The following is a 23,834-nucleotide window of genomic DNA, read 5'->3' as shown; positions in this document are numbered from 1 at the left end:
TTACCGGAAGACTTACTTCTTAATGTGTTCGAGGCGGAACGCTTCTGCCAGCCGGATGCCCGCGTCCATCTGGGCGCGCGACATCTGTTTTTCACGCTGGCTCATGAGGGCATCAACACCGGCACGGGTGTCATCAGTTGCGCCCTGACGCGCGAGAAGCAGGAAGCTATAGGCCTTGGCCTTGTCCTGGGGAAGCGGGTCACCTTCCCAGTAGATGCCTGACAGAAAAATGAGAGCGGGCGTGTAGTACTTTTCTGCAGCCAGTTCGTACCAGCGAATGCCTTCAAAGCGGTTCCGCTCAGCGCCTTCGCCATTGTAGTGCATCTCGCCGATTTTCATCTGGGCTTCAGCGTGCTGACTAAGAGCTGCTTTCTCGTACCAGCGCAGCGCCTCATCCACACTGGCTTTGACGTCCGCCTCAGGCTTGCCTGAGCGGTAGTAGTCACCAAGTTCCACTTGCGCCTGCACATGGTTCCCTTCAGCGGCAAGTGTCATGTATTTGACGGCCTTGTAGGGGTTGGCCGGGGCGCCATTGTTGCCCTCATACATTTTGGCCGCCAGAAAGGCGGACGTGGCATCTCCAGCGTCACCGCCCTCGGCCCATGCCTCAGTGGCAGCGGTCACATCGCCAGCTGAATAGGCTTCAATGCCGGTCTGCAGGTCAGCTGCTGCCGGGGCAATACCCCAACCGACAGCTGCCAGCAGAACGAGTGCAGTTTTAGATATCCGCATAAACATGCGTTTCTTCCTTTGCGCCCGGATGGGTCAATGCGCCGCCCCGGGCCGGGCCGACAAGCTGAACATATTTCCACAATGTGCCGGAATTGTAGTCGGTCTTGCGCGGCTTCCAGTTTTTCTTCCGTTCCGCCATCACATCTGCGGCAACATCGAGATCAAGGGTCCCGGCTTCCGCATCAATAGTGATGATGTCGCCGTCCTCGATGAGGCCGATGGGGCCACCTTCGGCAGCTTCAGGACCCACATGGCCGATGCAGAACCCGCGCGTCGCGCCTGAGAACCGACCATCTGTGATGAGCGCAACCTTGTCGCCCATGCCCTGACCATAAAGCGCAGACGTGGTCGACAGCATTTCGCGCATGCCTGGGCCGCCTTTGGGACCTTCATAGCGAATGATCAGAACTTCGCCTTCCTTGTACTGACGGTTTTCAACCGCCTCGAAGGCATCCTCTTCACAATCAAAGCAGCGGGCTGGACCTGAGAACTGCTGCTTCTCAAGACCGGCCACCTTTACGATGGCCCCTTCCGGTGCCAGTGATCCCTGGAGACCGACAACGCCGCCGGTCTTCGTGATTGGATTGGAGACCGGATAGATAACTTTCTGGTCCGGGTTCCACTCAATCTCGGAGAGGTTCTCTTCCAGCGTTTTGCCAGTCACGGTCACGCAATCGCCGTGCAGGAAACCGCCTTCATGGAGCGTCTTGAGGAGCATCGGCACACCGCCGGCTTCATACATGTCCTTGGCGACATAATTGCCGCCCGGCTTGAGGTCAGCCACGTAAGGCGTTTTCTTGAAGATCTCGGCAACTTCCATCAGATCAAAATCAATGCCTGCTTCCGCAGCCATGGCAGGAAGATGCAGACCGGCATTGGTTGACCCGCCAGACGCCGCAACAACCGTGGCTGCGTTTTCAAACGCCTTGCGCGTGCAGATATCGCGCGGACGCAAACCGGTTTTGATCAGGTCCATGACGGCTCGGCCCGAGGCTTCGGCATAGGCGTCGCGGCTTTCATAGGGTGCCGGTGCACCGGCAGAATTTGGAAGTGCAAGTCCGATGGCTTCGGATACGCATGCCATTGTATTGGCCGTGAACTGACCGCCACAGGCACCGGCACTTGGGCAGGCAATGCACTCAAGCTCGTGCAGGTCTTCGTCTGACATGTTGCCGGCTGAGTGCTGGCCAACACCTTCAAAGACATCAAGAACAGTTACGTCCTTGCCCTTGAAGTTGCCCGGCAGGATGGAGCCGCCATACATGAAGACGCTCGGCACATTAAGCCGCAGCATGGACATCATCATGCCCGGAAGGCTCTTGTCGCAGCCCGCAAGGCCCACGAGCGCGTCATAGCAATGACCGCGCATGGTGAGTTCAACGGAGTCCGCAATAACGTCACGGCTGACCAGGGACGACTTCATGCCCTGATGACCCATCGCAATGCCGTCCGTCACGGTGATCGTGCAGAACTCGCGTGGGGTGCCCGCAGCTTCTGCCACGCCCTTCTTCACAGACTGAGCCTGACGCTGCAGCGCAATGTTGCATGGTGCAGCCTCGTTCCAGCAGGTGGCCACACCCACAAATGGCTGATCAATCTCTTCCTGCGTGAGGCCCATCGCATAATAGTAGGAGCGATGCGGTGCGCGCTGCGGGCCAACCGTAACGTGGCGGCTGGGCAGCTTCGATTTATCAAACTTGTTGGCACTCATGGGGCCGGATCTCCGTTGGGGGTGTCGCAATATTGGCGAGAGTTTAGGCGTTCGGTCTAGGCGGTTCCACCGTAAGACTGGGGATCAGCCTTGCAGTGGTTAACCCAAGCATCAGGGGGTCTCTGCCTGGGTGAGGCTTCCGATCATGGCGAGATACGCCGTTGTGAAGGCCGCCTGATCCAACGCGCTGTGCTCCGTGTTCCAGGTTGCCGTGATGCACCAGCTGGTGCCAGTCTCATCCACAAGGCGTGTGGTCATATTGAAGGCGCCGAAATTTGAGCCGCCCTTGTAAGCCACTTTTTCCCACATTTCCGGGTTTGCAACGCCGGGATTGACCTGCATGGCAGGCTGGTCGGCGACGTCCTCAATAAGACTGCAAAGCTGGCGAGATGAAATCGGCCAACCGATTTCAGGTGACGGGCTGTCGTCGAGCTCGGTCACCTCCGGCAGCGGCGCATCGGCCAAATCAGCCAGAACATCGGCACGGCTTTCATTCTCTGCGGCCCGGAAGCGTGCCCGGGTGTTGTTCACATCTGCCTTGAGTTTGAAGAACTCAGCTGTGGTGATCAGCGGCTTTTGTGGAAGATGTGCTTCGACCGCATCGCGCCCCAGGATTGAAATCAACGCATCCGTGGCTGTGTTATCCGAGATGGAAATCATCAAGGTGGCCAGCGTAGCCAGCGTGACCGGTGTGCCTTCGGGCCAGTCCTGAAGGATGCCGCTGGGAAGCGACCGCCAGGCGGGATCAACGGTTACCACGTCAGCCATGGTCAGCTTGCCGCTCTCAACAGCTTCCGTCAGAGATTTAAGGACGGCCATCTTGAAAGTCGACCCGGCATCCAGAGCCGTGTCCGGTGCCAGTGCCACCTGATCCACACCATCGCGGGTGACCAGCAATGAAATCTGCCCCCCGCCCGATCGCTCAAGCCGGACAAATCCACCCAATGCTTCCTGTGGTGTAAGGCCAGACGCGGTTGGTTGCCGGAAGAAAAGGAATGTTACGAGCCCCTGTTCATCAAGCTGAATTTCAGCCGGCACGCGGCCGCGCTCCAAGAACACCGTGTAGGTGTTCTGGCCGTCTTTCTGAACACCCCGGAACCCGCCCAGCGTACCTTTGAGACCGCGGACGATGGCTACCACCTCTTCCACATTGGCGCGGTTCAGCAGCTCAGGCGAAAACAGTGTGCGCTCAATGGTGTCACGCACAAATATGGTCTCGAGAACTTCTTCTTCAGCGGCGTGGGCCGGCAGAATGAAAACGAGGAACGCCAGTGCAACGGCACTAAGTCGGGTAATCATCTTTACGCAGCCCCTTCCAGGCGACCAAGAGCATCTGCCAGTTTGGCACGGGTTTGTTCAGCGTCAGTGCGCCGTTCGCGCTGTTCTTCAATGACAGCTTCCGGCGCCTTGGACAGGAATTTCTCATTGCCAAGTTTGCCGTCGATCTTCTTGATCTCGCCATCAATCTTGCCAATCTCCTTGGCCAGACGTGCCCGCTCCGCATCGATATCAATGACGTCAGCAAGGGGCAGGAAGAGCGTTGCTTCATCCACCACGGACTGGATAGCGCCAGCGGGTGTTTCGTCGCTGGCCTTGATGCTTTCCAGCCGCGCAAGGCGCTCGATCATGTCCTTGTTGCGCGCGATGCGCTCAACAGTCTCAGCAGAGGCGTCACGCAGAACAAGCGGGATTTTCGCGCCCGCCGGAACATTCATCTGTGCACGGACAGACCGCACTTCAGAAACAAGCCGGATGATCCAGTCAATCTCGGCATCTGCTGCACCGTCGCCCAGTTCAGCGCTGTAGGTTGGCCATTCAGCTGATACCAACATGCTGGTCCGTGCGGGGCCTTCGACGCCGTCCTTCCACAGTTCCTCTGTCAGGAACGGCATCATGGGGTGAAGCATCAGCAGGATCTGATCCAGCGCCCAGGCCGCAGTGGCGCGGGTTTCAGCCTTGGTGGCTTCATCCGTGCCGTAAAGGACTGGCTTGATAAGTTCCACGTACCAGTCGCAATAGACATCCCAGACAAAGTGATAAAGCGCGCCTGCCGCTTCATTGAATCGGTAGCCTTCCAGCGCCTCGGTGACCTTGGCTGCGGTCCGGCGTGTTTCACCGGCAATCCATTTATTGGGTGTGCTGGTCACGGTGGAGACGTCAAAGCCCTCAACCCGTGAGCATTCGTTCATCTGGCAGAAGCGTGCGGCGTTCCACAGCTTGGTGCCAAAGTTCCGGTAGCCCTCAACGCGCGATGTTGAGAGTTTAATGTCACGCCCCTGAGCCGCCATGGCCGTCAGGGTGAAGCGCAGGGCATCGGCACCGTAAGTGTCGATCAGCTCAAGAGGGTCAATCACATTGCCCTTGGACTTGGACATCTTGGCGCCCTTGTCGTCGCGGACAAGCGCGTGGATGTAAACGTCCTTGAACGGCACTTCCTTCATGAAATGCAGACCGAACATCATCATCCGGGCAACCCAGAAGAAGATGATGTCAAAAGCTGTCACCAGAACGTCGGTGCCGTAGTAGCGGCCAAGCTCAGGGGTTTCTTCGGGCCAGCCCTGGGTTGAGAACGGCCAGAGGCCGGAGCTGAACCAGGTGTCCAGAACGTCTTCGTCGCGCTCCAGATCCATGCGCTTTCCGTAGTGCACTTCGGCCTGCTCGTAGGCCTCTTCTTCGGTCTGAGCGACAAACACTTCCTTGTCCGGGCCATACCATGCCGGAATCCGATGCCCCCACCAGAGTTGCCGTGAAATGCACCATGGCTGGATGTTCCGCATCCATTCGAAATAGGTCTTTTCCCAGTTCTTTGGAACGAAAGTCGTTTCGCCCTTCTCCACCGCTTCAATGGCGGGCTTGGCGAGCGTCGCCGCATCCACATACCACTGGTCCGTCAGAAACGGCTCGATGACGTCGTTCGACCGATCGCCATAGGGAATGGCGTGGCGATGATCGTCGATCTTGTCGAGCATTCCCAGCTCATCAAGCGCTGAGACAATCTCCTTGCGGACATCAAAGCGGTCCTTGCCGTGATAGGCGGTGACAGCTTGATGGGCCTGCGGCGCGCCCTCGAGGAAGGCTTCATTGCTGTCGAGCAAGAGCTTCCCGCGGGTATCAAGGATGTTGATCATGCGCAGGTCGTTGCGGCGGCCAACTTCAAAGTCATTGAAGTCATGCGCAGGCGTAATTTTCACGGCACCTGAGCCCTGTGTCGGGTCGGCGTGCTCGTCTGCAACAATAGGGATGCGGCGTCCGGTGATCGGCAACACGACATGTGAGCCAATGAGATGCTTATAGCGCTCATCTTCTGCATTCACGGCGACGCCGGTGTCACCCAGCATGGTTTCCGGACGCGTTGTTGCAACAACAATGTAGTCGCGCGTTTCATAGGCGGTCGGATTGCCGTCGTCGTCATGCTCCGTTGGAAACTCATAGGTTTTTCCATCGGCAAGCGGATAGCGGAAATGCCACAGATGCCCGTTGACGTCCGTGGGCACCACTTCGAGGTCCGAGATCGCGGTCTCAAGCGTCGGGTCCCAGTTCACAAGGCGCTTGTCCTTGTAGATCAGCCCTTCCTTGTAGAGCTGAACAAACACCTTGAGGACGGCCTTGGACATGCCGTCATCCATGGTGAAGCGCTCGCGCGACCAGTCGCAGGAGGCACCAAGGCGGCGCAGCTGATTGGTGATCGTGCTGCCGCTTTCAGCCTTCCATTCCCAGACGCGTTCAATAAAGGCATCCCGGCCCATTTCACGACGCGACGAATTGTTGCCTTGCTCCGCAAGCTGACGTTCAACGACTGCCTGGGTGGCAATGCCCGCATGGTCCGTGCCCGGCTGCCATAACACGTCCTTGCCACGCATGCGCTCAAACCGGATCAGAATGTCCTGCAACGTATTGTTGAGGGCATGACCCATATGCAGGGAGCCGGTCACATTGGGTGGCGGAATGACGATTGAGTACGGGGTAGCACCCGCTGCAACGCGCTCAGGATCACCGCCCTTGAAGGCACCGGTTTCTTCCCACTCGGCGTAGATACGTGGCTCAGCCGTCTGAGGCTGGAAGGACTTCTCAAGCATTGTGTGTCTGGACCTTGCCCATGCCTGCCGCAGGAAGCCTGCAATCAGGGGGGCGAATAAACAAAAAAGCCGGTTCCGCTGCGAATGCCTGATTTGGCATCACAAGGGAACCGGCTGGTTTTAACGCAAAGAGCCTCAATGACAACAAGGGGCTCGAAAACTACGTGATTACCGCCGGCGACGGCGGCCCACACGCTCTACTTCTTCAGCTACGGCTGCTTCAACGATGGTTGGCAGATTTTCATCCAGCCAGGCCTTCATCATGGGCCGCAGAAGGTCTTGAACGAGGCCTTCCAGGGTGCCTGACTCGCCATCACCTGAAATCCGCATATCGTCCGTAAGACGATCAAACGCGGCCGTTGCTGCGGCTGACGCTTCAGCAGACATCAAAGAAGTCGGCTCCGGTGTTGGTGCCGTGTTTGCAACGGGCACTGGTGCCGCCACGGGTGCAGGCTCTGGAGCCGGTTCAGGCTCAGGCGTCCGATCAATGGCCATAAGATCGCTGTCTTCGCCTGTGTCGAATGGATCATCCGCAACAGGCTCGGTGGCAACGGGTTCAGGCTCTGCGACCGGTTCTGGTTCCGGTTCGGGCTCTGCAGCCATTTCCGGCTCTGGCTCTGGTTCGGGCTCAGGCTCCGGTTCTGGCTCAACTTCGGCAATATCCGTCAGTTCCAGGACATCGTCTTCGTCGTCAGCATCATCTTCGGCGACCATGAGGTCTTCGATGGGGGTTGCTTCTTCTTCAGCCGCATCTGGTTCGGCCGCAGCTTCCACAGCCTCTGCAGCTTCAGCTTCAGGAGCAGCTGCGCCTTCCGCACCTTCTTCCTCACCATCCTCGGAGATAATCCGACGGATCGAGGCGAGAATTTCTTCCATGGAAGGTTCGGCCTGGGTGCCTTGTTCGCTCATCGTATCACTCACCGCATGCTGCGCACTAAACCGGTTCTGCGCGCTAAATCTGTTTTGGCCTGCTCCTGACAAGGAGCCGACTCGAGGAAAAACCTCTGTATCCAATTGAGTTGAGCCTAGCCTAGCCGCAAGGCCAATTAAAGGCAGGCAAACCCTAAAGGGAGATAGTTATCCAAGCAGTTTCGGCCAGAAACAGTTAACTCCAGCCTATTGTGGCGAAGAAAACAGCACTTCCCACCGGGAAGACCCGGCTGTCGCATACATCTGCAGTGTACCTAGAGCTGTGACGCAGCATCGGTGCCTGATTCGGGAGCCACATCGTCCGGCTCATCATCAATGCCCCAGCCGATCCATTGACCGCTGACGTCATCGTAGTTCTGACCCGGATCATACTGGTCGACTGGCAGGGCCAGGTAACCGGCATTCAGGCGGCCGATTGCCGACAGCACCTGATAGGCAGCGACATAGGCATTACGCTCTGACGTCACCAGGGCAACGCGTGAGTCCAACAGCTCCTGCTCGGCATCGAGAACGTCAAGCGTTGTGCGTGAGCCGACCTGTGCTTCCTGCTGAACACCGTCAAGAGCGATCTCGTTGGCACGCACCTGCTCGCGGTCTGACACAATACGGGCATTGGCGGCACGGTAGTTTTCCCAGGCACTTGCAACGCCTTCTTCAACCGAGCGAGTCGCTTCGCGGATCTGCAGGCGAGACTGGCTGTTCAGCTGCTTGGCCTGGCGGATCTGGCTGTATTCGGCACCTGACTGATAAAGCGGGATCGTCAGCCGGCCAGTTACGGATGCGGTTTCAGAACTCTTCACTGTCGAGCTTGGATTGTCTGACTGACTGTAGTCGCCCTGCACGGTGAGTGTCGGCAGCAAACCACCCTGTGCCGTCCGAATGGCATGGCGTGAGGCTTCTTCCGCAAAACGGGCTGCAACCAATGTCGGGTTGTTGACCGTTGCTGTGGCGAGCGCAGCATCTTCACTCTCAGGCAGTGGCGGCAGAACGGGTGCTGCCTGAAGGGTGCCCGGCGCAGATCCAACCACCCGTTCATAGGTGGCGCGTGAGTTGATGAGATTGGCCTGCGCCTGAATGAGCGAGGATTCCGAGCGGCTGAGGCGGGCTTCCGACTGGGCCACATCCGTCCGCGTGATCTCGCCCACATCGAAGCGATCCTGCGAGGCTTCAAGCTGGCGCTGCAGCACGCTTACGTTGTTCTGATTGAGCTCGACGGTGGCGGTATCGCGCAGCACGTCCATATAGGCCGTCACGGCGCTCAGCAGCACATCCTGTTCTGTGCTGGTCAGTTGAGCGCGGCCCGCGGCAACCTGTGCCTTGGCCTGACGGGTCTGGGAGACGGTCCGTCCGCCGCGGAAGATGTTCTGCTGAACGGTGACCGTGCCGGTGTTTGTGGTGCGGTCATCCTTGGCGGTAAGCGAGGTAAGGCCCGCGCCTGATCGCAGATCGCTGTCGGACTGGGTGAACTGGCTGGTTCCGGTCGCGGAAATCGACGGGCGCCAGTTGGCCAGGGCCTGATTGACGTTTTCGTCAGTCGCGCGAAGCTCGGCACGGGCCGCCTGAAGCGTCGGATTGGAGCCATATGTGGCCACCAAAGCGTCCTGCAGAGTTTCCGCCGACGCTGCTGTCATGCCGCCCGCAAATACGAGAGAAAGCGAAAGAGCCGCAAAAGATGCGCCGCTGCGCAGCTTCTTGGCCAGAAAGTCCGCTGAATAATTGCTCAAAACATGCCCCGCTTGTGCCCTGTCGGTGCGATGTGCACCTCAGCTGCTTATGTCAGTCCTATATAGGGTGCCGGTAGAAGCCGGTTCAACACAGTCGCGCTAAAAAGTGGACAAATCGTCTGCATATCAGCCGTGAATCGGCCATTGGTGGCCCCTAAACACAGGTTTTACGCGTAAAAAGCCCAACTGGTTGTGTGGTTTAGGCCGGTTGTGGGCGAATTGTTGCCTAAAAGACAAAAGCCTGAGGTTTTTCAAAACCGGGTGCTGGCGCAACCGCAGCGCTGAATTCCGCACGGGCACTTGCTTCACCGCCGGTGGCCTCAAACACGTGAGCCTTGCCCGCAAGGCCCTGCCCGATCACACACACAAGCTTTCCGCCGTCTTTTAGCTGGCTGCACAGAGCTGCAGGGGCTTCTGGCAGGGCTCCATCAACGATGATGGCGTCAAAAGGAGCCTGATCCGGACATCCGTCCTGCAGAGCACCTTCAATGATCGCCACATTGTCAGCGCCCGCCTCTGTCAGGTTCTGACCCGCATGGCTGGCCAGAGTGGCGTCGCTCTCCAGAGCCACGACTGTTTCAGCCAGTTTTGAAACGACCGCCGGGCCATACCCAAGGCCCGCGCCAACATAGAGGACCAGGGCACCCGGCTTGATGTCTGCAAACTGTAGAAGACGGGCGAAGACACGCGGCTCCATGATGAAGCGCTGAACGCCTTCTTCTGAAGTGTGAATGACAAAGTCTTCGTCCTGATAGGCCACAGACCGTTTGGCAGCAGGCACGAACAGTTCACGCGGCGTATCTGACATGGCCTGAAGCACAGACTTGTCCGTCACGTCATTGGGACGGATCTGGCTTTCGATCATGTTGTAGCGAGCTGAAGCAAAATCGAGCATGGGTTCGGCCTGACCTGAAAGAGGCAACAATCGGCAAAATGCTGACGGTTGCACCAATAATAGCGTTATCGGGCCTTATAGTCAGCGGCTTGGTGGCTGACAATGCGTCCCAGTGTGCTCAGAAGGAACATACCGTGTTTTCCGCGATTGTTTGGCGGCGCACCATCTGCTATAGCCCCCTGCCTTGGATGGATCCTGTCCTTTTGGACACCCTATTCAGGTTGAGGCCACGTGGCGGAGTGGTTACGTGCCGGACTGCAAATCCGTTTACCCCGGTTCGATTCCGGGCGTGGCCTCCAACTTTCCCAAATCAGATGCAACGTCGAACCCGATGCCGGCCTAAGGCACGGGCGGCTCAGGCTGTTTCCGTTTCAGACGCGGCTTTGGCTTTCTGCGCCGCCTTGGCTTCCTTGCGGCGTCCATACCAGACTTCCAGCCGCCGCCGCATCCGGCGCACGCGCCACGAGTCCACGGACAGAACGAGCAGGCCCAGCGGGATCATCCAGAAGCCGATTATTGGCAGGAAGCCGAGCATGCCCAGGAACACCAAAACGACACCCAGGGCGATGCGGACCGGTTTTGAACCCGGAACAGCATAGGATCGTTTGCCAAGTTTGATTCGTGCCATGGGCCTCTGTGCAGTCAAATTGCAGTTTGCGCCGGATTTTGAGTTTCAAACGGCCCAAGTCCTGACAATGCAGTGCGGATAACCCCACACGTAGGCGGGAATGTGGCTGGTGTTAACCCGAACAAGACGAGATTTGTTGCATTCTGGCGAAATGGGGCTTTGCAAGGCGTTAAGGGCTTTGCTATAGCCCTGCATCTCGCACGGAGCGGCTGACCAATGGCTGCTTTGTGAGTGTTCCCCGGTAGCTCAGTTGGTAGAGCAAGCGGCTGTTAACCGCTTTGTCGCTGGTTCGAGTCCGGCCCGGGGAGCCATTTTCTTTCAGGGGCCACCAACACCCCTTCTTCATTGCTGAAAAACAATCGGCCCAGACCCGTCGGGCCAGCCTTATCGCTCGATTTGTCTAAAGGGCGATGCCCAGGGCACCGAAGGCTGCAATCGTCCCAAATCCATAGATTGCCGGCAGCCTGAAAAACATGCCATGGCCAAATATGGCTATGTACAGCGGCACCAGAGCGCTGCCTACGCTGTAGAGCGTTGCCGCAACCGCCAGTTCGATCGGGCCGCCATAGATAGCCAGATAGCCATAGGTCAAACACAAAGCGGCCATGCCGACGCTGGCGGAGTGCCAGGCCATGTAGCTCATCCAGCGGATCATGTCCGGCAGATCAGGTTGGGCCATTAAGGGGCGCACATAGGCGCGCCCGCCCGCAATCACATGGACGAGAAAAAGCACCAGCGCTGCACCGGATGCTGCGAAAAGCCATATCGAGTTCATTTTGATTCCCCCTAGGTGAAATCATCTTAGCGGGCTGTCGAGATGGCAAAAAGGTGCTCCAGACCACTGCAATCAGCGTCACCTGCGCCATTGGACGTTTTCAGACGCCATCATGAGCCAGCCGACTGCAGCCCGCGTCTCCTGTGATAATGTTCGCCCATGCTTGATTTTCCCACATGCCTGAAAGCGATGCGCCAGCGCGATGCCGCATTTGATGGGGTGTTTTTTATCGGTGTGCGGACGACCGGCATTTACTGTCGTCCGGTCTGTCGGGTGAAAACACCCATGGAAAAGAACGTGACGTTCCATCCAAGTGCTGCGGCTGCCGAGCAGGCAGGGTTTCGCCCTTGTCTGAGATGTCGCCCGGAAACAGCGCCGTTCAGCCCCGCGTGGAATGGCACGCGCACCACCGCGGACCGCGCCATGCGCCTCATTGCGCAAGGTGCACTCAACAGCGGGTCGGTTGAGGAGCTCGCCGACCGTCTGGGAATCGGCGCTAGGCATCTAAGCCGCCTCCTGCAGGAACACATTGGCGCTTCACCCAAGCAGATTGCGCAGACGTTGCGTATCCACAAGGCCAAACGCCTGCTGGATCAAACAGACCTGTCCATGGCGGACATCGCCGTTGAAGCTGGATTTGGCAGCACCCGACGGTTCAATGCTGCGTTTAACAAGCTCTATGGACGTGCGCCCTCGTCATTCCGAAAGAAAAAGCCTGCGGCCCGTCAAGCCGCCCGATCGCGGCGCTCTGCACTGTTGGATCAGATCAGCGCACCGGTCGCGTAAATCTGCCCGCCTGAAACCGCGGGTGTGAATCCGGTGTGAGGTCACCTAAACTGTGACTCATGACCCTTATTCTCAAACTTCTTGCTCCCCTGATCTTGATGGCGGCCCTGGGGCTGCCGACAACGGCCACAGCCCAGACATGCCCCATCGATCGCCCCGTGGTCCTTGCCGGCCTCGATTGGGATTCCGCGCGCTTTCACAACGCCGTTGCCGCGCGGCTTTTGTCGGCGGGCTACGGGTGTGAAACAGCCAACATTCCCGGGTCCACCATTCCCCTCACCAACGGTCTCGCCCGAGGCGACATTGATGTGATGATGGAAGTCTGGCGCAACAATCTGGCGGCCGCCTGGGTCAAGGCGGTGGACCGTGGTCAGGTCGTGGATATCGGCGCCAACTTTCCCGACGCTGTGCAAGGCTGGTACGTGCCGCGATATGTGGTGGACGGACCTGACGCCCCTGCCCCGGATCTCAAGCATGTCAGCGACCTGCCCAACTACACGGACCTGTTCAAGGATCGCGAAGAACCCGGCAAAGGCCGGTTCTACAATTGCATCACCGGGTGGTCCTGCGAGATCGTCAACACACGCAAGCTCAAGGCTTACGGTCTTGATGATCTGTACACAAACTTTCGACCCGGCACGAGCGAGGCACTGTCAGCTGCTGTTGCCGGGGCAGTAAGACGCAAGCGTCCGATCCTGTTTTATTACTGGGAACCGACATGGCTGGCCGGGCTTCATGATCTCGTAAAGCTGGAAGAACCTGCCTACGATCAGGACGCCTTCAGCGCCCTGAGGGACCCGGACCTGCCCTTGCTGACGGGTGTGGAATACCCCGTTGCGGCGGTTGCCATTGGTGTGAACACCGAATTTGAAGCAGCCGCGCCGGAAATCATTGCCATGCTGAAGGCCTACAACACCACCTCACAAATGGTCTCCAATGTCCTGGCGCAAATGCGGGAGAACGACCTGTCGGATGAGGAAGCCGCCGATTGGTTCCTGTCGACCCACCCAGATCATTGGGCCGACTGGGTTTCGGAAGATGCACGAGTGCGCATTCTTGCAGCTCTGGCCGGACAGTAAGGCCACATCTTGTTTCCCGATTTCGGCACCCCTCTGCGAGACGCGGCCAACGCGGCAATTGATTGGCTGATCATCACCCATGGCAACAGCTTTGACGCCGTGTCTGATGCCTTGCTGGGAGCTTTCCTGTTTGTGGAATTGCCGCTGCGCGCCATGCCTCCTTGGGCTGTGTTGCTGGTGGTCGCAGTCCTGGCCTTTGCGGCATCCCGCAAAATCCTGCTGATGCTTGTGTGCACCGGCGGCATGTGGCTGCTTGGCGCGCTTGGGGTCTGGGACGAGGCCATGCAGAGCCTTGCCATTGTGCTGGTATCGGTTGGTGTGTGCGCCATCTTTGGTGTGCCGCTTGGCATAGCCATGGCCAAAAGCGCGATGGTCCGCCGACTGCTCTCGCCGGTGCTGGACCTGATGCAGACCATCCCCAGCTTCGTCTATCTCATTCCCGTTGCCATGTTGCTGGGCCTGGGCAAGGTCCCGGCGATCCTTGCAACGGTGGTCTATGCCCTGCCCCCGCTTATTCGTTTGACGGATCTGGGTCTGCGCCTGATTGAACAGGAGTTGCTTGAGGCGGCAGACGCCTTTGGCGCGACCGCGATGCAGCGCCTTGTATCCGTTGAACTGCCCCTTGCCGCCCCCAATATTCTGCAAGGCATCAACCAGACAACCATGATGGCACTGGCGATGGTCGTCATCGCGTCCATGGTGGGCGCGCCCGGCCTTGGTCAGACGGTTCTGGAAGGGTTGCAGCGCGCCGACGTTGGCAAGGGATTGATCGGTGGTCTGTCCATTGTGTTGCTTGCCATTGTGCTTGATCGCATCACGCAGGCTTTCGGCACCCGTCGCCTGACCTCGCGCGGGGACGATACGAAATGATCTCCATCGATCAGGCATCACTTCTGTTTGGCGGCAATCCACGTGCGGTGCGTCAGGGAATCGTTGCCGCCCAACAAAGCGCTGGCCGCGACCGGATACGGGATCAACTTGGTGTGACCCTGGCGCTCGATGATGTGTCACTGGACATCCAGGACGGTGAGTTGTTCGTGGTCATGGGCCTGTCGGGCTCAGGAAAATCCACATTGGTCCGCCTGATCAACGGCTTGTTGTCGCCACATGCGGGATCCGTGACTGTGGATGGTGTTACCGTGAGTGGGCTCTCCAAACCCGACCTGATTGCGTTCCGGCGCGAGCGCATCGCCATGGTCTTCCAGAGCTTCGCGCTGTTCCCTCACCGCACGGTTGGGGAGAACGCGGCTTTCGGTCTTAAGGTCGCCGGGATGAATAAGGCTGATCGAGAGGCGCGGGCTAGCAAATTGCTGGGGCGCGTCGGCCTGGGGGCTCATGGCACGTCGTACCCGCACCAGCTGTCCGGGGGAATGCGCCAAAGGGTAGGTCTGGCCCGCGCTTTATGTGTCGAGTCGCCTATCATGCTGCTCGATGAGCCGTTTTCGGCTTTGGACCCCATCACGCGTGTTGATCTGCAGGACCTTCTGCTTGAGCTCCAGGCTGAATTGGCCCGCACCATTGTGTTCGTCACCCACGACTTTTCAGAAGCTGCCCGTTTGGCGGACCGTATGGCTGTTCTTGAAAACGGGCGCGTTGCCCAGATTGGCACCCCGGCCGCCATCAGGTCGGCACCTGCAACCAGCCATGTGGCCCGCTTTATTGAGGCCGCCACGCAAACAGCCCCGTAATCAGCCCGAAAATGATCCAAAAGCGGTCCGGGGCCGTAGAAAAACCATACTGAATTTGCGTCAACGGACGCGCCACTTGCCCCAATTTCGGGGTTCTGCATTAGGTTTTTCTTTTGAACAACGCCCCCGTCATTGTTTGGTTCAGGCAGGATCTGCGTATTGCGGACAACGCGGCGCTGTTGGCGGCTTCGGCATCCGGCCAGCCGGTCGTTGCCCTGTACATACTGGATGATGAGACTCCCGGTGAGTGGCGTATTGGCGGAGCAAGCCGCTGGTGGCTTCACCATTCTCTGGCGTCGCTTAAAGCTGACCTGGATGGGCTTGGTACCGAACTGATCCTGCGCAAGGGCCACGCGGCACACGTTCTCAAGGACATGGTCTCCCAGACCAAGGCCACTGCGGTTCACTGGAACCGGTTGTATGAGCCCTATGCGATTGCTCGCGACAAGGCGCTGAAGGCTGACCTTCAGGCCATGGACATTGACGTCAGCAGCTACAATGCGAGCCTTCTGTTTGAGCCATGGTCAGCAAAAACCAAGACCGGTGGACCCTACCGTGTATTTACGCCCTTCTGGCGCAATTGCATGCGCGAACTTGATGCGCCGGAACACCCCAAAGAAGCGCCCCGCAAACTGACATCCCCGAAGGATGGCCCGGCCTCTGATACTCTGGATAGCTGGCATCTGTTGCCAACACGCCCGGACTGGGCTGGTGGTCTGGCAGACCAATGGTCACCTGGCTCAAAGGGGGCTAGCGCAAGGTTGGGTCGTTTCCTTGACGAGGCGGCCGGAGGCTACAAAGAGGCACGCGACATGCCTGGCGTCGATGGAACGTCAGGCCTGTCTCCTCATTTGCACTTTGGCGAAATCAGCCCGCGTCACGCTTTTTGGGCGGCCAAGTCTCATGCGGACAAGCATCCGGCTCAGACCACGAGCGTTGACAAATTCATTGCAGAATTGGGCTGGCGTGAGTTTGCCTATCATCTGCTCTATCACTTCCCGAACATTCCAACCGACAACTATCAGGACAAGTTTGACGGCTTCCCCTGGCGCGACGACGCAGAAGGTCTTGCTGCCTGGCAAAAGGGCATGACGGGATACCCCATGGTGGACGCCGGCATGCGTCAGCTATGGCAGACCGGCTGGATGCATAACCGTGTACGGATGATCGTCGCATCCTTCCTTGCCAAGCATTTGATGGTGCACTGGCGCGAAGGCGAGAGTTGGTTCTGGGACACTCTGGTGGATGCTGATCTGGCCGCCAATGCCGCCAGCTGGCAGTGGGTGGCCGGCTCCGGGGCAGATGCGGCACCCTATTTCAGGATTTTCAACCCGATGACCCAGGGAAACAAATTTGATCCGGATGGCGATTATGTTCGCAAATATGTGCCGGAACTTGCAAAACTACCCAACAAGTATCTGTTCTCTCCCTGGACCGCTCCCGAAGGCGTGCTTGATCAGGCAGGCGTTGTTCTGGGAACGGACTACCCACGACCCATCGTAGATCACTCAGACGCGCGCGAGCGGGCCTTGTGTGGATATAGCGAAATCAAGAAGGCCAGCTGAGTGCTTGCCACATATTGGCGTCACTTTGATGCCGCGCGCCTTGCGTAGAAAGACACTGACCGACCATGAAAATTGCAATTGCCGGAACTGGTATCTCCTCCAACGCTGCAGCCCATGTGCTGTCGCGCCATCACGAGGTGACGATTTACGAAAAGCAGGACCGTATTGGTGGTCATTCAAACACGGTGGATGTGGACTATGACGGTGTCAGCATTCCCGTCGATACCGGGTTCATTGTGTACAACGAACACAATTATCCACGTATGACGAAGCTGTTTGCCGAGCTTGGCGTGGAGACGCAGGACAGTGATATGAGCTTTGCTGTCTCCACCATGGGGGGCGCATTCGAGTGGTCAGGACGCACAGTGCGCAGCGTGTTTGCCCAACGGCGCAATCTTTTCAGCCCCGGCTTCTTGTTCATGCTGCGAGAGATTTTCCGGTTCAATCGCCTCGCGCGTGAGGATCTGGAGACGGGCCTCAAGGAAAGCGTGTCTCTGGGCGACTATCTGACCAGCCACAAATTTTCCGCGCGCTTCAAGCGCGACTATCTGCTGCCCATGGGCGCTGCTATCTGGTCCACACCTGCCAGTGAGATGTTGCGCTTTCCGGCACGCAGCTTTCTGGATTTCTTCCGCAACCACCGTCTCATTGATGAGGATCGCCCCCAGTGGCGCACCGTCACGGGCGGCTCTCGCTCCTACGTCAAAAAGCTGACAGCGCCGTTTGCAGACCGTATCCGGCTCGGTGTCGGCATTGCCAAGGTGACCCGTAACGACGGTCGGGTGCAGGTGACGGATACCAACGGCAATACCGAAGAATTTGATCACATCGTCATTGGTGCGCATTCGGATGAAGCGCTGGCCATGTTGTCGGATGCATCTGAAGCAGAAAACCGGCTCCTTGGCGCTGTGCGCTACGGACCCAACAAGGTCTATCTGCACCGTGACCCTGCGCTGATGCCACGTCGTCGTCGTGCATGGTCCGCATGGAACTATCTGTCACCGGGCCGTATCGACAAGGGCAGCCACTTGTCAGTGACCTACTGGATGAACCAGCTTCAGGGGATTGATGAAAAATATCCTCTGTTCGTGACGCTCAATCCGGTGGCCCCGCCCAAGGCGAACCTGACTTTTGCGGAATTGAACTACGATCACCCGATGTTTGATGCGCAGGCGCTGGATGCCCAAAAGGAAATCTCGTCTCTGCAGGGCCAGAGCAATACCTGGTTCTGTGGCGCGTGGCTTGGGTATGGTTTCCATGAAGATGGACTGTCCTCTGGGCTGGATGTCGCTCAGATGGTGCTCGACGCAAATGCAGGTGACACCGCTGCGCCCGCAAGCATTGAACCGTTTGTTGAGGCCGCCGAGTGACGGGCACCCTACCCACTCCTGCAATCAATGACCCAGCCGCCCGGCTGTATTTCGGGCGGGTCATCCACGCGCGCTCGCGCCCGCGCAAGCACCGCTTTGCGTACAAGGTCTTTTCAATGCTGATCAACATCGATCGGCTTGAGGATGCTGCGAAGACCAGCCGGCTGTTCTCTCTCGATCGGTTCAATCTGTTCAGTTTTCATCGCCGGGATCACGGTCCCAAAGACGGCAGTTCATTGCGCACCCACATCGACACGCTGCTGAGTGACGCTGACCTGCCTGCGCCTGCCAAGATCAAGCTGCTCTGCTATCCGCGTATTCTTGGATATGTGTTCAATCCGTTGTCGGTCTATTACTGCTACGACGCGGCGGGACAATTGTCCGTGCTGGTCTACCAAGTCCACAACACATTCGGCGATGTGCACAGCTACATCGCGCCTGTGTCAGACGCTGAGCAAAAAGGTCGTGTGGTTCATCAGTCCCGGGACAAGAACCTGCACGTCTCGCCTTTCGTTGGCATGGCCGCGTCCTACCATTTTGCTCTTGATGACCCTGCTGAAACGATTGGCATCCGCATTCGTGAAACAGATGAAGACGGGCCGTTTTTGCTGGCCACGTTTGATGGCAAGGCTCGCCCCTTTTCAACAGCGACGCTGGCCCAGGCGTTTGTCAAATACCCCCTCATGACACTCAAGATTGTCGGGGCCATTCATTTTGAGGCACTGCGGTTGTGGCTCAAAGGCGTGCCGTTTTTTACCAGTCCACTGCAGGCGCCCGCGCGTTCCAGTTTGGATGGTCCTTCGCAAGGTGCACGAGGAAATGCAATCGACCCTGCAAAGGCGCCGGAAAAACGCTATACTGATCCCGCAAAAACAAAGGCAGCCTGAGCGACATGACGACCACTGATATGTCAGACGTTGCCGCGCAGGGACGCCCTGCGCCTGTTGTGGCAACCCCGGAAATTCTGGACGGTCTGTCTGGTGTGCCGCGTCTCGTGCGTTTTTCACTGCGCATGCTCCTCAATATCCAAAGCGGCAGCCTGACGGTCTGTTTGCCGGATCAAGCACCCTTGCGGTTTGTAGGCAAGGAACCCGGCGACCACGGCGAAGTTGAATTGAAGCACTATCGTACGGTGCGCCGGCTGCTGGCCGGTGGCGGCATCGGTTTTGGAGAGGCCTATATCGCCGGCGACGTGGACTCGCCGGATATGGCGAAGTTCCTGGAAGTGTTTGCCCGCAACCGCACCATGATGTTGCAAGCGCTGCGCATGGGCCTTTTTGACTGGGTAAACAAGCTCTATCACAAGCTGCACAAGAACACGCGCAAGGGCTCTGAGCGCAACATCCATGCGCACTACGATCTGGGCAATGAGTTCTACGGCCTGTGGCTTGATCCAACGATGACATATTCGTCCGCGATCTTTAAGCCCGGCATGAACGATCTGGCGTCAGCCCAACGTGAAAAATATCGTGCGCTGGCCGAAAGCATGCAGCTCGACGCCTCGCACCACGTGCTGGAAATCGGCTGCGGCTGGGGTGGCTTTGCGGAGTTTGCAGCCAGCGAAATTGGCTGCCGGGTCACCGGCATCACAATCTCCAAGGAACAACTGGAGTTTGCCCGCGAGCGTGTGCAGCGCGCTGGACTGAGCGACAAGGTTGAAATCCGCTATCAGGACTACCGCGACGTCAACGAGACGTTTGACCGGGTTGCCTCGATCGAGATGTTTGAAGCGGTTGGTGAGGACTATTGGCCAACCTACTTCCAGCAGGTCCGCAATGTACTCAAACCCGGCGGCAAGGCCGGCTTGCAGATCATCACCATTGCGGATGATGCCTATGAAGACTACCGCAACACTGCGGACTTCATTCAGCGCTACATATTTCCCGGTGGCATGCTTCCCTCGCCTACAGCCCTGCGTGATCAGATCAGCAAGGCGGGACTGGTTCTGACCGGCAACCGGGAATTTGGACGCGACTACGCCCGCACCCTGCGCATGTGGCAGGAGAGTTTCGCTGAAGCATGGCCAAAGATCGAACCACTTGGATTTGACGAGCGGTTCAAGCGGCTCTGGCACTTCTATCTGGCCTATTGCGAGGCTGGCTTCAGTTCAGCCAACACCGACGTGACCCAGGTCACACTTGCGCGCGCCTGATCTCATTTGATGTCCTCCCGTACATCGACGTTCTGGTGGTACGCACTGCCGGGCCTTCCGCTCGCAGCACTTACGTTGCCGGTATATGTGTTCGTGCCGGCCTTCTATGCAGAGCTTGGCGTATCTCTGGCCTTGATCGGAACTGTGTTGCTCGGCGTCCGCCTGCTGGACGCCATTTCTGATCCCGCCATTGGCTTCTTGAGTGACAGACTTCGCCTTCCCGGCGGCCGCCGAAAGCCGTGGATGATCATTGGCCTCATACCCACCATGCTTGCGGTCTGGATGGTGTTCGTCCCCTCGCAGACGCCGTCAGCGACTTACCTTTTTGTCTGGAGTGCCGTGCTATCGGTAGGCTGGACCCTGATGATCCTGCCCTACAACGCGTGGGGCGCTGAACTTGCTGATGACTATGACGGTCGCACAGCGGTTACCGCGCGACGCGAAGGCATGGTGGTGGCGGGCACGTTGCTGGCCACGGCAACGCCCGCCGTGCTGGCGGCGCTGGGTGTAATCGGAACGTCGGCCGCCCTTGAGATACTCGCACTGGGTTTGGTTGTGCTGCTACCGCTGACAGTTGCCCTGTGCCTGTGGCGCGTTCCATCACCCCCTGACAAAAGCCGTCAGCGTGTGGCGCTGGGCGCCGGTCTGCGGGCGATCGGGTCAAACAAGTCTTTCGTCCGGCTTGTCTCCGCCTACCTCATCAACGGGTGGGCCAACGGCCTGCCCGCGACGCTCTTTGTGCTCTTCGTCACGCACGTGCTTGTGGCGCCTGAGATGGTAGGCCCGCTTTTGTTCCTCTACTTCCTGTCAGGTGTGCTGGCCATTCCTGGATGGGTCTGGCTGTCGCGCCGGTGGAGCAAACACCGTGTCTGGGTCGGCTCGATGACGCTTGCCTGCGTCACCTTCCTCTGGGTTCCGTTCCTGGGCGCGGGCGACGTCCTGTGGTTTGCCGTGATCTGCGTGCTGTCCGGTTTTGCGGTTGGAGCTGACCTTGTGCTGCCCGCGGCCATTCAGGCCGACGTGGTGGATGTAGACACAGCAGACACTGGCGAACAGCGCACGGGTCTCTACTTCGCGCTCTGGAGCCTTGCCACAAAACTCTCACTGGCGCTCGCAGCCGGTGTGGCCTTTCCCCTTCTTGCTTTTGTGGGCTTTCAGGCAGATACCCTTCCAGGGCTCGACAGCACGAACACAAATGGAAGTTTATTTGCTGTTTCAATGCTTTATGCCGGTTTGCCGGTGATCCTAAAGCTGCCAGCGCTCGTACTTATGTGGAATTTTCCATTGAGCCGGGAAGCTCAGGAAGACCTGCAGACGCGGATTTCGGCGGCTGCTTCCTCCTCCTGATCCAATTGCGGGCCCCGGCCCCGTCAGTGGACGAGTGCGAGCTGCCTCATGAGTGAGAACAGACATTACGAAGACGCAGAAGCTGCATCAGGCCTCGAGTTGCGTCTCGAAGAGTTTTTTGATGGATCGTTGGACGCAGAGGGCGAGTTCCGCGACCCCTTCGGCCGCGTCCGTCGGACCTTCCACGCTCGTGTCACCGGCAAACGCGATGGCAACACCATCCGTATCCACGAAAAGTTTCACTACCACGATGGCCAGATAGATGAACGCGAGTGGGTTATTCGTGCCCATGGTGATGGCCGCTACACAGGTGAAGCAACAGACGTTGTTGGTATTGCAGAAGGCAAGGTAGAAGGCCCGCGCCTGCGCTGGTCCTATCCGATTGATTTTCCCATTGGGGGTCGCGCCTGGCGGCTCAACTTCGATGACGAGTTTAAGCTGTGCGAGCCCGATGCGCTGGTCAATACGGCAAGTGTGAAGAAGTTTGGTCTGCCCTTCGGCACTGTGCGCCAAACGATTTCACGACGCACATCAAGAGGCAGTTAAGCACCTCGTAAGGTAGCTAACTGCTACGCGTCGCCTGTGGGAACATCCGGTGTGGTGTGAGGGTCATCCCAGCCTGTCAGCTTCCTGACAAGGGCCAGCCGCCACGTGGTCGGCAGAAAATCCAGTGCTTTGAGGACATAGGTAAAGCGACGCGGGAACGTCAGTTCAAACCGCGTTGACTTGAGCCCATCCACGATGCGGTCCGCCGCATCCGGTGACGCCATCAATGCAGGCATGGGGAACGGATTGTTCTTCGTGGCAGGCGTATCAATGAACCCAGGATTGACCACCTGAATCAGCAGGCCGATCGGATCAAGTTCGATGCGCAACGTCTCGGCCAGGTTGATCAGAGCTGCCTTGCTGGCACCATAGGCGGAACTCGTCGGCAGTCCGCCATACCCTGTCACTGATGCGACCAGGGCAATCTGACCTTTGCCACGGGCCTTCATGGACGCAATCGCCGGTTCCAGGCAATTGGCGACACCCACAAGGTTTATGTCGAACGTGGACTGAAAGGCATCAGCGGTGAAATTGCGTGCATCAATCGGTTTGAACACGCCAGCATTCAGGATGCAAAGCGCCACTTTTCCAAACTGGTGTTCAACGCGCTCCACGATGCTCTGCATCGCAGCCTTGTCTGATACATCGCCAGCGAATGGACGGATCTCACCGGCAAGATCTTTGCTGAGTTCAGCCAATTCAGCCAACTCGCCTACCCGTCGGGCGGTTGCAACAACCTGCCAGCCATCTGCGGCCAGCCTGAGGGCGACATCGCGGCCGATGCCTGAACTCGCACCGGTCACCCAGGCTACGCCGTCTTCTTTAGTTACAGGGTCGGCCATGGATCCTCACATATGTCGGCGAAAATCATGTCTGTCACGACACCTTGGATCTGGTGACACGAAGGCCCTAAAGCAATGATTGGAATATCCGACCAATGCGCCCGGTAAGCTGCATGGGCGCTTCGGTCACAGCAAAGCAGATGCATGTCTCTCCGCGCTCGGCGATGGGTTTGTGGTCCACCGCATCATCAGCAAGTTCGATATCACCGGGGCCAAAACGTCCTGCATCATCGGAATACGCGCCTGATACCACCAGTGTTGCTTCCATGCCTTCGTGGGTGTGTTGTGGCACGGCCTTTCCCGGCTCGATACGCAACAGACGGGCAACAATGCCATCGTCCTCAAGGGCGCTGAGGCGATGTTCATATGCGCCGATGCCGCGCCACTTCCAGGGAACCTCCGAGAGCGGCTGCCCAATGGCGTCCAGTAATGAAGACGGCAACGCACTTTCATGGGCTTCAGACGTTGATTTCCGCCGCGGCGCGCTCATGACAGCAGTGCCCTCGAACTGCGCCAAAAGGGCGTCAGAGGTTGCTGCACGCATGGCAACAGGTTCAGCCTTTTCGAGAGACCAGCCGCCCACCTGTTCGATCCGATCAGCTGTGTGGCGCTGGTGCGGATTCATCTCCAGATAGCTCTGCGCAAGCAGGGCTGCGGCTCTTGGCAGCTGACCCAACGCGTACTGAGAAATAAGCCAGTCAATGGTTGGTGCAGGACGGTTTGTTCTTGGCGAATTCTGCATTCGAGGTCTCTTGGTCGTCCTTGGTTTTTCCACGCAAGTACAGGCGCGGAATTGGCTGAATTCCGCCAAATTTGGCGGAACTGGGTCGCAGTCTCTGAATTTCCCTGTAGATACGGACACATAAGCGATTTGGATCACTCAATGTGGTAAATGATGCATTGCGTCCAGGCAGGCTGCTCCCTATTTTCCAGTTTCCCCATGCTTCCAACCACATGAAAAATATGTGGATCGCATAAATCTACAGTT

At 58.1% G+C, this 23,834-nt stretch carries 21 protein-coding genes and 2 tRNA genes; 12 read left to right on the top strand and 11 right to left on the bottom strand.

Annotated elements, in window-relative coordinates:
* Positions 1 to 12 precede the first annotated feature (12 nt).
* The 7 genes from ABXH05_RS11945 to ABXH05_RS11915 all read right to left on the bottom strand — a co-directional run bounded on the left by ABXH05_RS11945 (position 13) and on the right by ABXH05_RS11915 (position 10,068).
* Entirely contained in the window at positions 13 to 738 is a 726-nt protein-coding gene (locus ABXH05_RS11945; protein WP_353561205.1) for a tetratricopeptide repeat protein, read from the bottom strand.
* Positions 719 to 2,443 (bottom strand): dihydroxy-acid dehydratase, encoded by a 1,725-nt coding sequence (ilvD, locus tag ABXH05_RS11940; RefSeq protein WP_353561204.1) that lies wholly within the window; start codon positions 2,441 to 2,443, stop codon positions 719 to 721. Before ilvD ends, ABXH05_RS11945 begins: the two co-directional genes overlap by 20 nt.
* 111 nt (positions 2,444 to 2,554) lie before the next feature.
* Positions 2,555 to 3,742 (bottom strand): serine hydrolase, encoded by a 1,188-nt coding sequence (locus ABXH05_RS11935; RefSeq protein WP_353561203.1) that lies wholly within the window; start codon positions 3,740 to 3,742, stop codon positions 2,555 to 2,557.
* Between the two features lie 2 nt (positions 3,743 to 3,744).
* Positions 3,745 to 6,519 (bottom strand): valine--tRNA ligase, encoded by a 2,775-nt coding sequence (locus tag ABXH05_RS11930; RefSeq protein ID WP_353561202.1) that lies wholly within the window; start codon positions 6,517 to 6,519, stop codon positions 3,745 to 3,747.
* Positions 6,520 to 6,687: 168 nt separating this feature from the next.
* Positions 6,688 to 7,428 carry a DUF2497 domain-containing protein gene (locus tag ABXH05_RS11925; RefSeq protein WP_353561201.1) on the bottom strand — a complete coding sequence of 247 codons (741 nt, stop codon included), beginning with the start codon at positions 7,426 to 7,428 and terminating at the stop codon, positions 6,688 to 6,690.
* A gap of 275 nt (positions 7,429 to 7,703) precedes the next feature.
* Positions 7,704 to 9,173, bottom strand: a complete 1,470-nt coding sequence (locus ABXH05_RS11920; protein WP_353561200.1) for a TolC family outer membrane protein — start codon at positions 9,171 to 9,173, stop codon at positions 7,704 to 7,706.
* Between the two features lie 226 nt (positions 9,174 to 9,399).
* Positions 9,400 to 10,068 carry a protein-L-isoaspartate O-methyltransferase family protein gene (locus tag ABXH05_RS11915; protein WP_353561199.1) on the bottom strand — a complete coding sequence of 223 codons (669 nt, stop codon included), beginning with the start codon at positions 10,066 to 10,068 and terminating at the stop codon, positions 9,400 to 9,402.
* 225 nt (positions 10,069 to 10,293) lie between these two features.
* Here ABXH05_RS11915 and ABXH05_RS11910 point away from each other — a divergent pair.
* Positions 10,294 to 10,367: transfer RNA gene (locus ABXH05_RS11910), tRNA-Cys, on the top strand.
* Positions 10,368 to 10,423: 56 nt separating this feature from the next.
* On the opposite strand, the gene ABXH05_RS11905 is transcribed toward ABXH05_RS11910, so the two are convergent.
* Positions 10,424 to 10,696, bottom strand: a complete 273-nt coding sequence (locus ABXH05_RS11905; RefSeq protein WP_348140574.1) for a hypothetical protein — start codon at positions 10,694 to 10,696, stop codon at positions 10,424 to 10,426.
* Between the two features lie 235 nt (positions 10,697 to 10,931).
* Here ABXH05_RS11905 and ABXH05_RS11900 point away from each other — a divergent pair.
* Positions 10,932 to 11,007: transfer RNA gene (locus ABXH05_RS11900), tRNA-Asn, on the top strand.
* Positions 11,008 to 11,096: 89 nt separating this feature from the next.
* Here ABXH05_RS11900 and ABXH05_RS11895 read toward each other — a convergent pair.
* On the bottom strand, positions 11,097 to 11,471 hold the full coding sequence (locus tag ABXH05_RS11895) for a hypothetical protein (protein ID WP_353561198.1): 375 nt from the start codon (positions 11,469 to 11,471) through the stop codon (positions 11,097 to 11,099).
* 159 nt (positions 11,472 to 11,630) lie between these two features.
* Between ABXH05_RS11895 and ABXH05_RS11890 the strand changes: the two genes are divergently transcribed.
* The 10 genes from ABXH05_RS11890 (at position 11,631) to ABXH05_RS11845 (ending at position 22,004) form a co-directional block, all read left to right on the top strand.
* Entirely contained in the window at positions 11,631 to 12,257 is a 627-nt protein-coding gene (locus ABXH05_RS11890; protein WP_353561197.1) for a bifunctional transcriptional activator/DNA repair enzyme AdaA, read from the top strand.
* Positions 12,258 to 12,316: 59 nt separating this feature from the next.
* Complete coding sequence (locus ABXH05_RS11885) at positions 12,317 to 13,336, top strand: ABC transporter substrate-binding protein (protein WP_353561196.1); 1,020 nt, start codon at positions 12,317 to 12,319, stop codon at positions 13,334 to 13,336.
* Positions 13,337 to 13,345: 9 nt separating this feature from the next.
* Positions 13,346 to 14,206: an ABC transporter permease gene (locus ABXH05_RS11880; protein ID WP_353561195.1), complete on the top strand. Its 861-nt coding sequence runs from the start codon at positions 13,346 to 13,348 to the stop codon at positions 14,204 to 14,206.
* A complete protein-coding gene (locus tag ABXH05_RS11875) occupies positions 14,203 to 15,024 on the top strand; it encodes an ATP-binding cassette domain-containing protein (protein ID WP_353561194.1) in 822 nt (273 codons plus the stop codon). Before ABXH05_RS11880 ends, ABXH05_RS11875 begins: the two co-directional genes overlap by 4 nt.
* A 113-nt stretch (positions 15,025 to 15,137) precedes the next feature.
* Entirely contained in the window at positions 15,138 to 16,589 is a 1,452-nt protein-coding gene (locus tag ABXH05_RS11870; RefSeq protein ID WP_353561193.1) for a cryptochrome/photolyase family protein, read from the top strand.
* Positions 16,590 to 16,654: 65 nt separating this feature from the next.
* On the top strand, positions 16,655 to 17,959 hold the full coding sequence (locus ABXH05_RS11865; RefSeq protein WP_353561192.1) for an NAD(P)/FAD-dependent oxidoreductase: 1,305 nt from the start codon (positions 16,655 to 16,657) through the stop codon (positions 17,957 to 17,959).
* Positions 17,956 to 18,846, top strand: coding sequence for a DUF1365 domain-containing protein (locus ABXH05_RS11860; RefSeq protein WP_353561191.1), 891 nt, complete (start codon positions 17,956 to 17,958; stop codon positions 18,844 to 18,846). Before ABXH05_RS11865 ends, ABXH05_RS11860 begins: the two co-directional genes overlap by 4 nt.
* A 5-nt stretch (positions 18,847 to 18,851) precedes the next feature.
* Complete coding sequence (locus tag ABXH05_RS11855; RefSeq protein WP_353561190.1) at positions 18,852 to 20,111, top strand: class I SAM-dependent methyltransferase; 1,260 nt, start codon at positions 18,852 to 18,854, stop codon at positions 20,109 to 20,111.
* Between the two features lie 9 nt (positions 20,112 to 20,120).
* Positions 20,121 to 21,458 carry an MFS transporter gene (locus ABXH05_RS11850; RefSeq protein ID WP_353561189.1) on the top strand — a complete coding sequence of 446 codons (1,338 nt, stop codon included), beginning with the start codon at positions 20,121 to 20,123 and terminating at the stop codon, positions 21,456 to 21,458.
* A 48-nt stretch (positions 21,459 to 21,506) separates the two neighbouring features.
* A complete protein-coding gene (locus ABXH05_RS11845) occupies positions 21,507 to 22,004 on the top strand; it encodes a DUF3833 family protein (RefSeq protein ID WP_353561188.1) in 498 nt (165 codons plus the stop codon).
* A gap of 23 nt (positions 22,005 to 22,027) precedes the next feature.
* On the opposite strand, the gene ABXH05_RS11840 is transcribed toward ABXH05_RS11845, so the two are convergent.
* Both ABXH05_RS11840 and ABXH05_RS11835 read right to left on the bottom strand, forming a co-directional pair.
* Positions 22,028 to 22,846, bottom strand: coding sequence for an SDR family NAD(P)-dependent oxidoreductase (locus tag ABXH05_RS11840; RefSeq protein ID WP_353561187.1), 819 nt, complete (start codon positions 22,844 to 22,846; stop codon positions 22,028 to 22,030).
* Between the two features lie 67 nt (positions 22,847 to 22,913).
* Positions 22,914 to 23,588 (bottom strand): ChrR family anti-sigma-E factor, encoded by a 675-nt coding sequence (locus ABXH05_RS11835; RefSeq protein WP_353561186.1) that lies wholly within the window; start codon positions 23,586 to 23,588, stop codon positions 22,914 to 22,916.
* Between the last annotated feature and the right edge of the window lie 246 nt (positions 23,589 to 23,834).

Origin of the sequence: Pyruvatibacter sp. HU-CL02332, assembly GCF_040362765.1 — a bacterium.
Classification (GTDB): domain Bacteria; phylum Pseudomonadota; class Alphaproteobacteria; order CGMCC-115125; family CGMCC-115125; genus Pyruvatibacter.
This window is presented reverse-complemented; position numbering and strand designations above follow the sequence as displayed.

Bases quoted from the DNA above. Each gene is read 5' to 3' on its own strand.
- ABXH05_RS11835 (WP_353561186.1), bottom strand. From the start codon at position 23,588: ATGCAGAATTCGCCAAGAACAAACCGTCCTGCACCAACCATTGACTGG.
- ABXH05_RS11945 (WP_353561205.1), bottom strand. From the start codon at position 738: ATGTTTATGCGGATATCTAAAACTGCACTCGTTCTGCTGGCAGCTGTC.
- ABXH05_RS11885 (WP_353561196.1), top strand. From the start codon at position 12,317: ATGACCCTTATTCTCAAACTTCTTGCTCCCCTGATCTTGATGGCGGCC.
- ABXH05_RS11840 (WP_353561187.1), bottom strand. From the start codon at position 22,846: ATGGCCGACCCTGTAACTAAAGAAGACGGCGTAGCCTGGGTGACCGGT.
- ABXH05_RS11845 (WP_353561188.1), top strand. From the start codon at position 21,507: ATGAGTGAGAACAGACATTACGAAGACGCAGAAGCTGCATCAGGCCTC.
- ABXH05_RS11895 (WP_353561198.1), bottom strand. From the start codon at position 11,471: ATGAACTCGATATGGCTTTTCGCAGCATCCGGTGCAGCGCTGGTGCTT.
- ilvD (WP_353561204.1), bottom strand. From the start codon at position 2,443: ATGAGTGCCAACAAGTTTGATAAATCGAAGCTGCCCAGCCGCCACGTT.
- ABXH05_RS11890 (WP_353561197.1), top strand. From the start codon at position 11,631: ATGCTTGATTTTCCCACATGCCTGAAAGCGATGCGCCAGCGCGATGCC.
- ABXH05_RS11930 (WP_353561202.1), bottom strand. From the start codon at position 6,519: ATGCTTGAGAAGTCCTTCCAGCCTCAGACGGCTGAGCCACGTATCTAC.
- ABXH05_RS11855 (WP_353561190.1), top strand. From the start codon at position 18,852: ATGACGACCACTGATATGTCAGACGTTGCCGCGCAGGGACGCCCTGCG.
- ABXH05_RS11925 (WP_353561201.1), bottom strand. From the start codon at position 7,428: ATGAGCGAACAAGGCACCCAGGCCGAACCTTCCATGGAAGAAATTCTC.
- ABXH05_RS11865 (WP_353561192.1), top strand. From the start codon at position 16,655: ATGAAAATTGCAATTGCCGGAACTGGTATCTCCTCCAACGCTGCAGCC.
- ABXH05_RS11905 (WP_348140574.1), bottom strand. From the start codon at position 10,696: ATGGCACGAATCAAACTTGGCAAACGATCCTATGCTGTTCCGGGTTCA.
- ABXH05_RS11935 (WP_353561203.1), bottom strand. From the start codon at position 3,742: ATGATTACCCGACTTAGTGCCGTTGCACTGGCGTTCCTCGTTTTCATT.
- ABXH05_RS11850 (WP_353561189.1), top strand. From the start codon at position 20,121: ATGTCCTCCCGTACATCGACGTTCTGGTGGTACGCACTGCCGGGCCTT.
- ABXH05_RS11915 (WP_353561199.1), bottom strand. From the start codon at position 10,068: ATGCTCGATTTTGCTTCAGCTCGCTACAACATGATCGAAAGCCAGATC.
- ABXH05_RS11875 (WP_353561194.1), top strand. From the start codon at position 14,203: ATGATCTCCATCGATCAGGCATCACTTCTGTTTGGCGGCAATCCACGT.